Source organism: Salinibacterium sp. ZJ70 (assembly GCF_011751865.2).
Classification (GTDB): domain Bacteria; phylum Actinomycetota; class Actinomycetes; order Actinomycetales; family Microbacteriaceae; genus Homoserinibacter.
In genome coordinates, this window is record NZ_CP061770.1 from 2,474,134 (window position 1) to 2,488,403 (window position 14,270).

General features: G+C 68.7%; 11 protein-coding genes. 2 read left to right on the forward strand and 9 right to left on the reverse strand.

Annotation, left to right across the window (positions count from 1 at the left end; all coding sequences use genetic code 11):
* Window positions 1-12 precede the first annotated feature (12 nt).
* Together HCR12_RS11680 and HCR12_RS11685 are read right to left on the reverse strand one after the other, a co-directional pair.
* Window positions 13-900 (reverse strand): ABC transporter permease, encoded by an 888-nt coding sequence (locus HCR12_RS11680; RefSeq protein WP_166866618.1) that lies wholly within the window; start codon window positions 898-900, stop codon window positions 13-15.
* Window positions 897-1,724, reverse strand: a complete 828-nt coding sequence (locus tag HCR12_RS11685) for an ABC transporter ATP-binding protein (protein ID WP_166866620.1) — start codon at window positions 1,722-1,724, stop codon at window positions 897-899. The genes HCR12_RS11680 and HCR12_RS11685 overlap by 4 nt, the downstream gene beginning before the upstream one ends.
* A gap of 166 nt (window positions 1,725-1,890) precedes the next feature.
* Here HCR12_RS11685 and HCR12_RS11690 point away from each other — a divergent pair, with 166 nt between their 5' ends.
* Window positions 1,891-3,336 carry an aldehyde dehydrogenase family protein gene (locus HCR12_RS11690; RefSeq protein WP_166866622.1) on the forward strand — a complete coding sequence of 482 codons (1,446 nt, stop codon included), beginning with the start codon at window positions 1,891-1,893 and terminating at the stop codon, window positions 3,334-3,336.
* Window positions 3,333-4,613: an MFS transporter gene (locus tag HCR12_RS11695; RefSeq protein WP_166866624.1), complete on the forward strand. Its 1,281-nt coding sequence runs from the start codon at window positions 3,333-3,335 to the stop codon at window positions 4,611-4,613. Before HCR12_RS11690 ends, HCR12_RS11695 begins: the two co-directional genes overlap by 4 nt.
* Window positions 4,614-4,634: 21 nt before the next feature.
* Here HCR12_RS11695 and HCR12_RS11700 read toward each other — a convergent pair whose 3' ends face one another.
* From HCR12_RS11700 to HCR12_RS11730, 7 genes are all read right to left on the reverse strand, one after another.
* Window positions 4,635-5,804 (reverse strand): substrate-binding domain-containing protein, encoded by a 1,170-nt coding sequence (locus HCR12_RS11700; protein WP_166866626.1) that lies wholly within the window; start codon window positions 5,802-5,804, stop codon window positions 4,635-4,637.
* Window positions 5,805-5,918: 114 nt separating this feature from the next.
* Complete coding sequence (locus HCR12_RS11705; RefSeq protein ID WP_166866628.1) at window positions 5,919-7,196, reverse strand: amino acid permease; 1,278 nt, start codon at window positions 7,194-7,196, stop codon at window positions 5,919-5,921.
* Between the two features lie 93 nt (window positions 7,197-7,289).
* Window positions 7,290-8,465, reverse strand: coding sequence for a cystathionine gamma-synthase (locus tag HCR12_RS11710; protein WP_166866630.1), 1,176 nt, complete (start codon window positions 8,463-8,465; stop codon window positions 7,290-7,292).
* A 45-nt stretch (window positions 8,466-8,510) separates the two neighbouring features.
* A complete protein-coding gene (locus HCR12_RS11715) occupies window positions 8,511-9,872 on the reverse strand; it encodes a cystathionine beta-synthase (RefSeq protein WP_166866633.1) in 1,362 nt (453 codons plus the stop codon).
* A gap of 279 nt (window positions 9,873-10,151) precedes the next feature.
* The gene (locus tag HCR12_RS11720) at window positions 10,152-12,089 is read right to left on the reverse strand and encodes an ABC transporter ATP-binding protein (protein WP_370589347.1); all 1,938 of its coding nucleotides are present in this window, start codon (window positions 12,087-12,089) and stop codon (window positions 10,152-10,154) included.
* Between the two features lie 131 nt (window positions 12,090-12,220).
* The gene (locus HCR12_RS11725; RefSeq protein ID WP_166866635.1) at window positions 12,221-13,201 is read right to left on the reverse strand and encodes a carbohydrate ABC transporter permease; all 981 of its coding nucleotides are present in this window, start codon (window positions 13,199-13,201) and stop codon (window positions 12,221-12,223) included.
* The gene (locus HCR12_RS11730) at window positions 13,198-14,166 is read right to left on the reverse strand and encodes a carbohydrate ABC transporter permease (RefSeq protein ID WP_166866638.1); all 969 of its coding nucleotides are present in this window, start codon (window positions 14,164-14,166) and stop codon (window positions 13,198-13,200) included. Before HCR12_RS11730 ends, HCR12_RS11725 begins: the two co-directional genes overlap by 4 nt.
* Window positions 14,167-14,270: the final 104 nt, after the last annotated feature.

The following is a 14,270-nucleotide window of genomic DNA, read 5'->3' on the forward strand; positions in this document are numbered from 1 at the left end:
ACTTCCGTGAGGTCAGTTGCCGGAGGCGCGGCGCGACTCGCGAGGAGCCCACGGCACGAGCTTGGATCCGAGGAACTTGACCAAGGCGGTGAGGAGGAAGCCCATGAGGGCGACCGCGACGATGCCGACGTACATCTGACCGGCCTGGAACAGCGACCAGCTGTGCCAGATGCGGAATCCGATGCCCTCGTCGCCGTTCACGAACTCGGTGCCGACAGCGATGAGCACCGAGGTGCCGAGCGCGATGCGGATGCCGGTGAACAGCTGCGGCAGGATCGCCGGAATGAGCACGTGACGGAAGCGCGCCCAGCCGCGGATGTTGAAGATGTGCGCGGCTTCGACGTACGCGGGCTGGATGTCGTCGAGCGCTTCGAGCACGCTCACCCAGATCACGAAGAACACGCCGAGGGCGATGAGGAGGATCTTGGGGAGCTCGCCCAGGCCGAAGATGAGCAGCAGGAGCGGAAGGATCGCGAGCTTCGGGATCGTGTAGATCGCCGACAGCATCGGCTCCAGCGCGGCACGGGCCCAGCGCGAGAGCCCGAGGAGCGTTCCGGTGGCGATTCCGGTCACGAGTCCGAGCGCGTAGCCGAACAGGATGCTGCGGACGGTGGCCCACAGATCACCGAACAGGCGGCCCGATTCGATCATCTTGATCGCCTCGGCGAAGATCGCCGAGGGCGGCGGGAAGAAGCGCACATCGACGGCATTCGTCATGCCGGCGACCTGCCACGCGAGCAGGAGCACGATCGGGGTGCCGAGGCCGAGGATGGCCGCCGTGCGCTTGCGGGAGCGGAAGAAGCGGTCGGGGTCGGTCTCCTGCGGGCGGGGCGCGATGAGGATCGACGTGCGGGGTCCGGTGCTCACGGCACCCGTCGCTGTGGTGATGGGGGCGCTCACTGGTCTTCACTCCGTTCGACTTCGATGCGCATCTCGGCCCAGATCTTCTGTTCCAGCTCCGCGAACTCCTTGGTTCCACGCAGCTCGGGGCGACGCGGGCGCTCGAAGGGAACGTGGTGGTCGCTGATGATGCGGCCGGGCCGGGCGGACATGACGACGACGCGGTCGCCGAGCAGGATCGCCTCTTCGAGGCTGTGGGTGACGAAGACGACGGTGCGCTGGTCTTCCTGCCAGATCGAGAGGAGCTCGTCCTGCAGCACGCGACGCATCTGCGCGTCGAGGGCGGCGAAGGGCTCATCCATGAGCAGGATCTCGGGCTGCACGGCGAGTGCGCGCGCGATGGAGACGCGCTGCGCCATACCGCCGGACAGCGCCGCCGGGCGCGCGTTCGCGAACTCCTCGAGGCCCATGCGCTCCATGAGGGCGAGGGCGCGGGCTTCGCGTTCGGCCTTGGGGGTGCCGTTCACCTGCAGCGGAAGGGTGATGTTCTCGGCCACGGTCTTCCAGGGGAAGATGCTGTAGTTCTGGAACACCATCGCCGCGGTGTGACCGCTGCTCGTGCGCTCGATCTCGACGGTGCCGGCGCTCGGGTGATGAAGGTCGGCGAACATGCGCAGCAGGGTCGACTTGCCGCACCCCGAGGGGCCCACGAGGCAGACGAACTCCCCCTCGTTGATGACGAGGTCGACGTCGTGAAGCGCGCGGACCTCGTTGTGGCGGCCGTAGTACTTGGTGACGCCGCTCACCGTGATCTTGGGGCGCTTCGGAGACGAGAGCACGGGGTCGGTGTCGACCACGGCCTCGGAGCCTGGGCTGTGTGACATGAGGGGTGTCGCTCCTCGTCCTTGAGTGAGTATCGCTTAGTACACCTCTGTATACAGGTGTATAGTCAGGCAGACTACACAAGGTTCCCACCGTCTGCAACAGCCGTTTGATGGCACGTCAACTATCTCAGACGAAGGGCCTTCGACCCGAGGAGCGAACAGCGAGATGGCCCAGAATCCGGCACTGCCCACCCTCCGCCCCTTCATCGCGGGCGACTGGATCGACGGCGATGACGCCATCTCTCCCCTCGCCGACAAGTTCACCGACGAGACAGTCGCCTATGTGCAGGCCTCCAGCCCTGCCCAGGTGACCGCGCTCGTCGACGCCGCCGCCGCGCGCGCGGAAGGCCCGGCCCTCCCCCTGGCGGAGCGCGCCCGGATCCTGCACACCGCATCGGCGCTCGTCACCGCGCGCCGCGACGAGCTCATCGCCCTCGTGCAGCTCGATGCCGGATTCACCCTCGCCGACGCCGTCAAAGAGGTGGACCGCACGAGCGAGACCCTCCGCCTGTGCGCCGAAGAGACCACGCGTCTCGTCGGCGAGATGCTCCCCCTCTCCGGCGTCGCCGGTCACGAGGGCCGCATCGCATTCACCCGCTACGACGCCATCGGGATCGTCGTCGCCATCACGCCCTTCAACTCGCCCCTCAACACCGTCGCCCACAAGGTGGGACCGGCGATCGGCGCAGGCAACAGCGTGATCCTGAAGCCCGCATCCCAGACACCTCTGAGCGCCGACGCCCTCCTGCGCATCCTGCTCGAAGCGGGCCTGCCGCCCGAGATGATCTCCGTCGTCTACGGCTCCGGCTCCATCGTGGGCAACGCACTCGCCGCCGACCCTCGACCCGGCTACTACGCCTTCACCGGCAGCACCCGCGTGGGCGAGGAGCTTCACCGCTCGGTCGGCATGCGACGCACCCAGCTCGAGATGGGCAGCATCGCCAGCACCATCATCTGCGCCGACGCGGACCTCGAACGCGCGGCGATGCTCGCCACCAACGCGTCGTTCCGCAAGTCCGGCCAGGTCTGCACCTCCGTGCAGCGGCTCTACGTGCACCGGGATGTGATCGACGAGGTCGCGCAGCTGATGGCGGAGCGCCTCGCCCCGCTCCGAGCAGGCGACCCTCGGGACAGCTCGACCTACGTGGGTCCGCTCATCGCGCCCCGCGAAGCAGAGCGCGTGCGCAGCTGGATCGACGAGGCCGTCGCGCGCGGCGCCGACGTCGTCGCCGGCGGCACCTCCGACCGCAATGTCGTCTCGCCCACCGTGCTGCGCAACACGCGCGCGGACGACGCCGTCATGCGCAGCGAAGTGTTCGGCCCCGTCGTCAGCCTGTGCCCGTTCGACACGCTCGACGAAGCCATCACCCAGGCCAATGCGACCGAATACGGGCTCGCGTCCGGCATCTTCACCCGCGATGTCGGCACCGCACTCGCCGCGGCCGACCGCCTCAAGGCAGGCTCGGTGCACATCAACGAGACCTCCAGCAGCCGAGTGGACATGATGCCGTTCGGCGGCCTCAAGCGCAGCGGATTCGGCGGGACGGAAGGCCCCAAGTACGCGATCCGCGACATGAGCGAGGAACGCGTCGTCACCTTGAGCCGCCCGTGAGCGCGCACGCATCCCCGGCCCCGGCCGAGGACACCGAGAACGCCCTCAGGATCCCCGCCTTCGCGGCATTCTGGGCGGCCGCGTTCGTCTCGAACACGGGCGCGTGGGTCAGCAACATCGCCGTCCCGTTCGTGATCTTCTCGATCACCGGCAGCGCCTGGTGGGTCGGCCTCGTCGCGGTCGCGAGCTTCGTGCCCGGCGTCTTCATGGGCATCATCGGCGGAGTCCTCGCCGACCGCATCGACCGCCGACGCGTGCTCATCGTCACCCAGTCGATTCAGGCTGTCGCCGCGATCGGACTCTGGGCGGTGTGGGCGGCGGGCGTGCGCGATCCGGGGGTCCTGATGATCCCCGTCGCCGTCAGCGGCGCGGCGCAGGGCTTGAACATGCCCAGCTGGCAGGCCTTCGTGCACGACCTCGTCCCCCGCAGCGCGCTGCGATCCGCGGTGGCGCTCCAGTCTCTGCAGCTCAATCTCGCGCGCGCACTGGGCCCGGTGATCGCCGGCGGACTGCTCGCCACACTCGGTGCGGGCGCGGCATTCCTGATCAACGCGGCGAGCTTCGTGGTCGTCATCGGCGTGCTGATCGTGGTGCGCGCGCTCCACCCGTACATCCCTCCCGCCACCCACGAGAACGCGGCCCGTCAGCTCTGGGAAGCCGGATCGATGATGCTGCGCGACCGCGGCATCGCCCTTCTGCTCGTGCTCTCGGCGCTCGTCGGGGTGTTCGCCAACCCGATCTTCACGTTCACGGTCGTGCTGGCCGACGATGTCTTCCGCGTCGATGCGCTCGGCCTCGGCCTGCTGAACGCCGCGTTGGGCCTGGGGGCGGTGCTCGCCGCTCCGATCGCCTCCGGGCGGATCAGCTCTCTGCCGCTGTCCACCACCGTGCTGTGCGGCCTGATCGGCTTCGGCGGCGCGATGGTGGCCCTCGGCGTCACCACGTCGTATGGCGTCGCACTCATCCTGCTGACGATCGCCGGCGCCTGCTTCCTGTTCATGATCGTCGGAATCAACACGTCCCTGCAGATGCTGCTGCCGAGCAGGCTGCGGGGTCGCGGGATCGCGATCCGCTCCTCCGTCTACATCGCGGGCTTCCCCATCGGCGCGATGCTGAGCGGCGCGCTGTCGGAGCAGTACGGGGTGGGCGTGGCGGTGATCGTGCTGGGCGGTGCGCTGCTGGTGAGCGCCGCAGCGCTGTGGCTCCCGGGTCGGGGCTCCATGCTCGCGCGCCTCAACCTCGCCGGGAAGCCAGCTCCTCCGGCACCCGACCTCTGAGCTTCGACCGCGCAGGGAACCTCACTCGACGAGAAGGCGCGCAGACGCCCGATCGAGCAGCACCGGTTCCAGCAGCAGGGTCGGAACCTCGCGCGCGCCGTTGTCGGTGACCGCGCCGAGCGTGACGGCGGGCTCGATGCCGCGGACGACCTCGCTCACCATCGCGGCGACGATGCGCGCGAGCTCGCGCGGATCCTCGTAGACGGCGGCACTCTGCACCCCCGCGAGCATCGCGCGGGCGCCGTCACGCGAGGTGCCCCCGCCCGTGAGCGCCACGCGGCACGGCGGGTCCGCGGGCTCGTCCGCGGGCTCGGGCTGACCGTCCACCGGCGGCGGGTCGGTCTCGGGGGCCGCCGCGGCGTCCTCGGTGGGAAGCGGCTCGGGTGCCGGAGTCTCCGCCGCCGGATCCGGCGCGCGCACGATCTCGCATCCGCTCTCGACCAGCACCTCGGCGATCGCGGCACTCATCGCGTCATCGGGCGAGAGCACCCCGTCGAGGCTGTGGCCCTCGTCGAGCAGGGTGACGACGCGGTCAGCCGCCGTCGAGGGGGCGCCGCGCAGAACCGCGGTCTGGTCGATGCCGAGGCGCTCGGACGGCACGACGATGCTGCGCGCACCGAGCGCCGGCCGCAGCACTTCGAGCGCTCCCGCGAACGCGGCCTGCGCCGCGGGGTCGTCGCCGGATCCCGCGAGCAGCTCCACCTGCGCGGGTCCGAGCTGCGGATCGCGGTTGTCGAGGTCGAGCGCAGCGAGCAGTGCTTCTGCGTGCAGTCGTCCACTCGCCGCGTGGTCGAAGGTCGCGAAGTAGTCGACTTCGGGGGCATCGAGGATGAGACGGTCGTAGGAGATGACGGCGACGTCCGGGTCATCCGACTTGGCGAGCTCCGCGGCGACCGCAGTGGCTTCGATGGGGGCGATGACGATCGCCGTCGGCGCCGCCTCGAACGCGGCGCGCAGCTGCAACAGCTGCGCCGGGATGTCATCGCCCGCATGCCGCACGTCGACGGCGTAGCCGTCGTCCTCGAGCTCGGCGCGCAGCACGGCCGCGGTCGTACCCCAGATGTCGGTGCTGGTCCCCGGGAAGAGCACGACCACGGGCGGCCCGGAGGGTGCCGTGGTGCAGGCGCTGAGCGCACCCAGCGCAACGGCGCACGCCGCCCCGGCGGCGACCATCCGCATCCGCGCATTCACGCGAGCGAGCCTACCGACCCCGCGCGAGGCGGCGCGCTGGTCGACGTCCGCGGGCTGAGCCTCACGAGGCCGTCACGGATCACCCGGCTGAGATCCACGACGCGGCGTCGCTGCTCAGTGACGGGCTCGGACCTTCCGGATGACCGTGACGAGCACGGCGACGATCGCGAGCACGGCGACGATCGCGAGGTGGGCGCCCGCGAGCACGAGCAGCCCCGCGGTGAGCACGACCGAGACCATCGCGAGCCACCAGCCGAGCGTGAAGCGCTCGAGCAGCACGACAGCGGCCACCATTCCGATCGCGTAGATCGCGACCATCGCGCTCGTATGGATGAGGATGTACGTCTCGAGCTCGAGCTGGAATCCGAAGAACACGGCGCTGTAGCCGAGGATCACGCCCGCCACGAGCAGGAGCGCACGCCGCGGCACCTGACCGGCTTCGGAGCCCTTCGAGAACCAGCGCGGCAGGTGGCCGTCACGGGCGAGCGACGCGGTGAGGTTGGCGAAGGCCGGCATGTAGGCGTTGAGCACCCCGAACACCACGAGCGTCGCGATGCCGCCGACGATCATCGGGCCTGCGGCCGGCATCGTGACGCTCACGAGGTCGATGAGCGGCACCGCGCTCGCCCCAGCGGCGGTGGGCACGCCGATGGTGACCCACTGCAGGCCGAGGTACGACGCCCCCACGACGGCGAGCGCGATCACGGTCGCCCACACGATCGTGCGGCGCGGATTGCGGAACTCGTGAGCGATGTGGGTGATCGCCTCGCCACCCGCGAACGCCCAGACGAAGAGGCTCACGGCGAGCGCGACGCCCTCCCACCCGTTCGGCATGAACGGCTCCCAGCGGCCCGGCTGCATCGCGGGGGCGGCCGTCACGATGACGAATACGACGATGCCCACGAGCACCGCCGAGAGCAGCAGCTGCACGGCACCCGACACCTTGAGGCCCGTCAGGGCGAGCGCGAATGCGATCACGAGGAACGCCAGCCCGATGATCGGCACGGCACCGCGGCCGAGCCCGAAGGCGGCGGCGAGGTACTCCCCGCCGAGCGTCGCGACGACGGGCGCCCCGAATCCGACGCCGAACAGGAACCAGTATCCGGAGGCGCGCGCCGCGGTCTCGCCGAGCGCGAGGCGCACGTAGGTGGCAACGCCTCCCCCATCCGGATACCGACCCGCGAGCGCGGCGAAGGTGCCCGCGAGGGGGATGTTGGCGACGAGCACGATCGCGATCGCGAGGATCGACGCAGGACCCGCAGCCGCGAAGCCAGCCCCCGGCAGCACGAGCACGCCCGTGCCGAGCACAGCGGCGATGTACAGCGCGGAGGCGGAAGGAAGCCCGATGCGCCCCTCGTGCGGCACGGTGGCGGGCGCTTGCGTGATGGTCACAGCATCATCCTGGCGTGGCGGTTTCGCGCGCACCAGCTCATCCCTGCCACACGTCGGGCCGATCCGGCCAGCGGGTGCTGGCGAAGCGCGAGACTACACGCGATCGAGGGTCTCGAGCACATCGGCGAGCAGGTCGTCGACGCCCTCGATGCCCACCGAGAGACGCACGACGGCCGGCGACACCTCGAGGGCTGTGCCGCGCACCGACGCGTGCGTCATCTCCGAGGGGTAGCAGACGAGCGACTCGACGCCACCGAGCGACTCCGCGAGCGTGAAGAGCTCGGTCGACTCGACGAACGTCACGGCCGAGGCAGCATCCTTCAGCTGCAGCGAGATCATTCCGCCGAAGCGGCGCATCTGGCGCGCGGCGAGCTCGTGGCCGGGGTGCTCGGGCAGGCCCGGGTAGTACACAGCGTCGAGCTTGGCGTGACCGACGAGCGCCTCCGCGATCGTCTGCGCGTTGTCGGAGTGGCGCTCCATGCGCAGGTGCAGAGTCTTCAGTCCGCGGGTCGTGAGCCAGGCATCCATCGGTCCGCTCACGGCACCCGCGGCGAACTGCGTGAAGCCGATGCGGTCGGCGAGATCCTCGCCCTGCACCTCGAGACCCGAGTTGAGGATGACGGCACCACCGAGCACGTCGCTGTGGCCGCCGATGTACTTGGTCGTGGAGTGCACGACCACATCGGCGCCGAGCGCGAGCGGCTGCTGCAGGTAGGGCGATGCGAACGTGTTGTCGACGACGACGACCGCGCCCGCCGCGTGGCCGATCTCGACGAGCGCGGCGATGTCGCTCACCTTCATGAGCGGGTTCGACGGCGTCTCGAGCCACAGCACGCGGGTGTTCGGGCGGATCGCGGCGCGCACCGCATCGAGGTCCGTCATCTCGGCGGTCGAGAGCTCGAGGCCCCACGGCACGACGAGACGGTTCACGAGACGGTGGGTGCCGCCGTAGACGTCATTGCCCATGAGCACGTGGTCGCCCGGCTTCAGGATCGAACGCAGCAGCGCATCCTCGGCGGCGAGACCCGACGCGAAGCTGAAGCCCCGGTCACCCCCCTCGAGGGCGGCGAGCTGCGTCTCGAGCGCCGTGCGGGTGGGGTTGGTGCCGCGCGTGTACTCGTAGCCGTTGCGGAATCCGCCGACGCCATCCTGCTTGTACGTCGTGGACTGGTAGAGCGGCGGGATGACGGCGCCCGTCGTGGGGTCGGCGTCCTGACCTGCATGGATGGCGCGGGTGGCGAAGTCGGAGAAGCGTGCGTCGGTCGACATGTGCGGTTCTGCTTTCGAGGGTGTGTCTGTGGAGCGGGGGCGTGACTACTCGGCGAGGAACGCGAGCAGGTCGTGCCGGGTGACGACGGCGGCGGGCTTGCCGTCGGCGGTGACAAGGAGCGCATCGGTCGACGCGAGTGCGTCGCGCGCAGCGTCGATCGAGTCGTTCATGCCGATGAGCGGAAGCGGGGCGCCCACGAAGTCGGCGAGCGGGTCGGACATCTTGGCACGACCCGAGAAGACGGCGTCGATGAGGCTCTTCTCGTCGATCGACCCGGCGACCTCGCCCATCACGACGGGGGGCTCGGCGGTCAGCACGGGCATCTGCGAGATGTCGAACTGGCGCATCTTGTCGACCGTGTGACGGATGGTGTCGGTGGGGTGCACGTGCACGAGCCCCGCGAGCTCCGCCTCCTTGGTGCCGACGATGTCGGCGACCGTCTTCTCCTGCTCCGCGGGCAGGAATCCGTAGGCGCGCATCCAGCGGTCGTTGAAGATCTTGCCGAGGTAGCCGCGGCCGCCATCGGGCAGCAGGATGACCATGACGTCGTCGGGGCCGAGGTCCTTCGCGGCCTTGAGGCCCGACGCGACGGCGAGGCCCGATGACCCGCCCACGAGCAGGCCCTCCTCGCGTGCGAGTCGACGCGTGAACTCGAACGACTCGGCATCGCTCGAGGCGATGATCTCGTCGACGACGGTGGGGTCGTAGGCGGTCGGCCAGAAGTCCTCGCCGACGCCCTCGACGAGGTACGGGCGACCCGAGCCGCCGGAGTACACCGAGCCCTCGGGGTCGGCGCCGATCACGACGATGTCGGGATTCTGCTCCTTGAGGTAGCGCCCGGCACCCGAGATCGTTCCACCCGTTCCGACGCCGGCGACGTAGTGCGTGACCTTGCCGTCGGTGTCGCGCCAGATCTCCGGACCGGTGGTCTCGTAGTGGCTGAGCGGGCCGTTCTGGTTGGAGTACTGGTCGGGCTTGAAGGCGCCCGGGATCTCGCGCGCGAGGCGGTCCGAGACCGAGTAGTACGAGTCGGGGCTCTCGGGCGCGACAGACGTGGGGCACACGACGACCTCGGCGCCGTACGCGCGGAGGGTGTTGATCTTGTCCTCGGACACCTTGTCTGGGCACACGAACACGCACTTGTAGCCGCGCTGCTGGGCGACGAGCGCGAGGCCGATGCCGGTGTTGCCCGACGTCGGCTCGACGATCGTGCCGCCCGGCTGCAGCTTCCCTTCGCGCTCAGCGGCATCGATGATGCGCGTCGCGATGCGGTCCTTCGACGATCCGCCCGGGTTCACGTACTCGAGCTTGACGAGCACGGTGGCCTGGATTCCGTCGGTGACCTTGTTGAGCTTCACGAGCGGGGTGTTGCCCACGAGGTCGAGCACGGTCTCGGCGTATTTCATGCACCCGAGCCTACTCGGGCCAGCTTTGTGTTACCGGGGGCCCCGGGGTGACTGGGACCCCGCCGACCCGCCCCGCGCGAACGGTTATGCAGGAACGCCGAACGGTTATGCAGGAACGCCGATCTGTTGTGCAGGAACCGGCTGCAGTTGCGCAGGATGCCGACGGACCGACATCCGCGACCGCCTTGTGATTCCGGGGACGGCGGCGGAGCGCTTGCTGCACAGCGGATTCGGTTCCTGCACAACAGATCCCGGGTCCTGCATAACCGTTCCGGGTTCCTACCTCACGGGGGCGGGGGCACCAGCACCAGCACCGGCACCCGCACCGGCACCTGCGCCGGCGCCTGCGGTGGCGCCCGCGGATGCCGTCAGCTGTTCGGCGAAGAGACGCGCGTACTCACCGCCCTCGGCGAGGAGCTGCGGGTGCGTGCCCGATTCGACGATCCGGCCGGCCTTCAGCACGTGGATGACGTCCGCGTCCACGACGGTCGAGAGCCGGTGCGCGATCGCGATCGTCGTGCGGCCGCGGGAGGCCTCGTCGAGCGCCGACTGCACCACCCGCTCGGAGATCGTGTCGAGCGCGCTCGTCGCCTCGTCGAGGATCAGCACCGCCGGATCCTTCAGCAGCACGCGCGCGATCGCGATGCGCTGCTTCTCCCCGCCCGAGAGCCGGTAGCCGCGCTCCCCGACGACGGTCTGGTAGCCGTCAGGGAATGAGGCGATCGTCGCGTGGATGTTGGCGGCGCGGCAGGCGGCCTCGAGTTCGGCGTCGGTCGCCTCGGGCTTCGCGTAGCGCAGGTTCTCGGCGATGGTCGAGTGGAAGAGGTAGGTCTCCTGGCTCACGACGCCCACGTGCTCGACGAGCGAGGCGTGGCGCAGCTTCCGCACATCCGTGCCCGCGAAGAGCACAGACCCCTCGGACGCCTCGTACAGTCGCGGCACAAGGTAGGACACGGTCGTCTTGCCGGCGCCCGAGGGGCCCACGAACGCGACGTACTGCCCGGGCTCGATCCGGAACGAGACGTCGTCGAGCGTTCCGCGCGAGCGAGGGTCGGCATCCGGATACCGGAACGTCACGTCGCGGAACTCCACCTCGCCGAGGTGCGCCGCGTCCACGTCGCGCGCGTCGGGGGCGTCCGTGATGGCATGCACGAGGTCGAGGTACTCGAAGATCCGCGCGAAGAGGGCGCGCGAGGTCTGCAGGTCGAGGGCGACGCGCAGCAGACCCATGAGCGGCATCATGAGCCTCGCCTGCACGGTCGTGAAGGCGACGATCGTGCCGGCGGTCACCTCGACGCCATCGAGGATGAGCCACGCGGCCACGAGGTAGATGATCGCCGGGATGACCGACATGAACACGCTCACGACGGCGAAGAACCACTGGCCCGACATCTGCAGACGCACCTGCAGTGCGATCTGGCGCTGATTCTCGTCGGCATAGCGGCCGATCTCGGTGGGCTGACGGTTGAAGGTCTTCGCGAGCAGGATGCCCGACACCGAGAGCGTCTCCTGGGTGATCGAGGTCATCTCCGAGAGCGACTCCTGCGTCTCTGTCGCGATGCGCGCACGCACCTGGCCGACGCGCCGCTGCGCCCACACGAGCACGGGCAGCAGGATGATCGCCACGACCGTGAGCTGCCAGCTGAGCAGCAGCATCGCCACGAGGGCGCCGATCACGGTGACGGTGTTGCCGACGATGCTCGAGATCGTGTTGTTGAGCACGGATGCGACGCCACCCACGTCGTTCTGCAGGCGGGATTGGATGACGCCCGTCTTGGTGCGCGTGAAGAAGCCGAGCTCCATCGCCTGCAGGTGGCTGAAGAGCTTCACCCGCAGCGCGCCCATGACGGAGTTGCCGACCTTCGCGGTGAAGTAGGTCTGCGCGACCCCGAGGGCCGCGGACAGGAGCCAGAGCCCCACCATCGTGCCGACGAGCACCAGCAGCACGGGCACGTCGGGACCGGCTCCGTCGGGCGGGAAGAGCCCATCGTCGAAGGCACGCTGCGTGAGCAACGGGGGCAGCACGCCGAGCGCGGCCGAGATCAGCACGAGCACGATCGTGATGATGAGCTCCCTGCGGTAGGGAGCGAAGAGCTCGCCGATGCGGCCGATCAGGTTCGGGATGCGCGGCGCGGTCGCGTTCGCGGCCCGCTGCACCGTCTCGTCACGATTGCCGACTCCGCGGCCGCCGCCGGGCCCGCCCATTCCTCCGTGCATGCTCATGCAGCACCTCACTCTCGCCTCTTCGCGATATTCTACGATATATCGTTACGCGATGGCCAATCGCACCCTCTGCTCACACAGGTGCCCCTCGGTCGCCTGGACCGAGGGGCACCTGCGAACGCGGACTAGCCCTTCGTCGAGCCTGCGAGCAGGCCCCGCACGAAATACCTCTGCAGCGAGAAGAACACGATCAGCGGCACGATGAGCGACACGAATGCGCCCGCCGTCAGTCGATGCCATTCCTGCCCGCGCGACCCGACCATCTCGGCGAGCCTCTGGGTGAGGGGCGCCGCGTCCTGCGTGCCGCCCGAGAAGATGAGCGCCACGAGCAGGTCATTCCACACCCACAGGAACTGGAAGATGGCGACCGATGCGATCGCCGGAACCGCGAGCGGCAGCACGACCCGCAGGAAGATCTGGCCGTGCGTCGCACCGTCGACGCGCGCGGCCTCGATGACATCTCCCGGGATCTCCGAGATGAAGTTGTGCAGCAGGAAGATCGCCAGCGGCAGCGCGAAGATCGTGTGTGCGATCCAGATCGGCAGATAGTTCTGCTCGGGGATCATCGGGATGACGTCGTGGATCCACTGCTGGCCGGGCCTCAGCCACGTCGAGAAGAACTGCAGCAGCGGCACGAGCGCCATCTGCAGCGGCACGATCTGCAGCGCGAAGACGAACACGAACAGCGGACCGATGAACCGGAAGCGCATCCACGCGAACGCATACGCCGCCATCGCGGCGATCGCGATCGGGAAGATCGTCGCCGGGATGGCGATGAAGAGCGAATTGACGAAGTACGCACCCAGCTGCGGAGACGACTGTGAGGGCGAGAGCAGCACGTCCTGGTAGTTGTCGAGGGTGAAGCCGGGGTTCTGGAAGATCGTCCACCACCCGGTCGTCTGAATCAGATCCGCAGGACGGAACGACGACACGAAGATGCCGAACGTGGGAATCGTCCACAGCACCGCGATCACGAGCGCGGCGAACGTCGCCCAACGGGATGTCAGCCGGCGCTTGACCCGCTCGGTCTTCAGCCCCTCCGCGGCCAGTTCCGCCGCGGTCGAGCCATCGGGTACGGGCAGATCGACGGGGGCTACGCTGCTCATCGGATCTCCCTCTGCTTGCGCATGATGTTGACGTTGTAGATGACGATCGGCAGAACGAGCACGAACAGGATGACGGCGAGTGCCGACCCTCGCCCCACCTCCGAGGCGCGGAACGCCTGCGTGTACATCTCGTTGGCGATGACGCTCGTGTTGAAGTTTCCGGCGGTCATGGTGCGCACGATGTCGAACACCTTGAGGGTCGCGATCGAGATCGTGGTGAGCACGACCACGAGCGACCCGCGGATGCCGGGGATCGTGACGTTGCGGAACCGCTGCCACGGGTTCGTGCCGTCGAGCTGCGCCGCCTCGATCTGCTCGGTCGGGATGCCCTTGATCGCCGCCGACAGCACGACCATCGCGAATCCCGTCTGGATCCAGATCATCACGATGATGAGCAGGAACGTGTTGATGGGGTCGGTCTGCAGCCACTGCACCGGGTCGCCATCGAAGGCCACCACGAGGGCGTTCAGCAGACCGATCTGCTCGCGCCCTGACGACTTGTACTCGTAGACGAACTTCCAGATGATGCCGGCACCGACGAACGAGATCGCCATCGGCATGAAGACGAGCGCCTTGTAGATGCGCTCGCCCTTCGACTTGTCGATGAAGACGGCATAGAGAAGGCCGAGCACGGTCGACAGGGTGGGCACGAGCGCCACCCAGATGATGGTGTTCACGAGGGTGCGAAGCGCTGCCGGCTGCGTGAACAGCCAGATGAAGTTGGCCCAGCTGAAGTCCCCCGACTTATTGAGGAAGGCGAGCCCGGTCGTGCGGATCGCCGGATAGATGAGCCCGATCGCCAGCAAGATGACCGCGGGCGCCAGAAAGCCGACGAGCTGCCAGTAGTCGCGCCCGCGCTTGGGCGCCTTGTCGATGAGGAACACGAGCAGGCCGATGGCGGCGGCGAAGACCGCCAGTCCCATCACGACCTGCAGGATCTTCCCGATCAGATCCGCGGTGGTCATCGCATCACGTGCCTTTCTTCGTCGTCGAAGAGCTTCAGCGAAGGTGGATCAGAGCTGGCTCTGCTCCGGAAGATCGGGGGCGGGGCTGTCACCAGGCCCGCCCC

Coding starts and splice junctions, on each gene's coding strand:
- HCR12_RS11690 (WP_166866622.1), top strand. CDS start 1,891: ATGGCCCAGAATCCGGCACTGCCCACCCTCCGCCCCTTCATCGCGGGC.
- HCR12_RS11710 (WP_166866630.1), bottom strand. CDS start 8,465: ATGTCGACCGACGCACGCTTCTCCGACTTCGCCACCCGCGCCATCCAT.
- HCR12_RS11720 (WP_370589347.1), bottom strand. CDS start 12,089: ATGCACGGAGGAATGGGCGGGCCCGGCGGCGGCCGCGGAGTCGGCAAT.
- HCR12_RS11685 (WP_166866620.1), bottom strand. CDS start 1,724: ATGTCACACAGCCCAGGCTCCGAGGCCGTGGTCGACACCGACCCCGTG.
- HCR12_RS11730 (WP_166866638.1), bottom strand. CDS start 14,166: ATGACCACCGCGGATCTGATCGGGAAGATCCTGCAGGTCGTGATGGGA.
- HCR12_RS11725 (WP_166866635.1), bottom strand. CDS start 13,201: ATGAGCAGCGTAGCCCCCGTCGATCTGCCCGTACCCGATGGCTCGACC.
- HCR12_RS11715 (WP_166866633.1), bottom strand. CDS start 9,872: ATGAAATACGCCGAGACCGTGCTCGACCTCGTGGGCAACACCCCGCTC.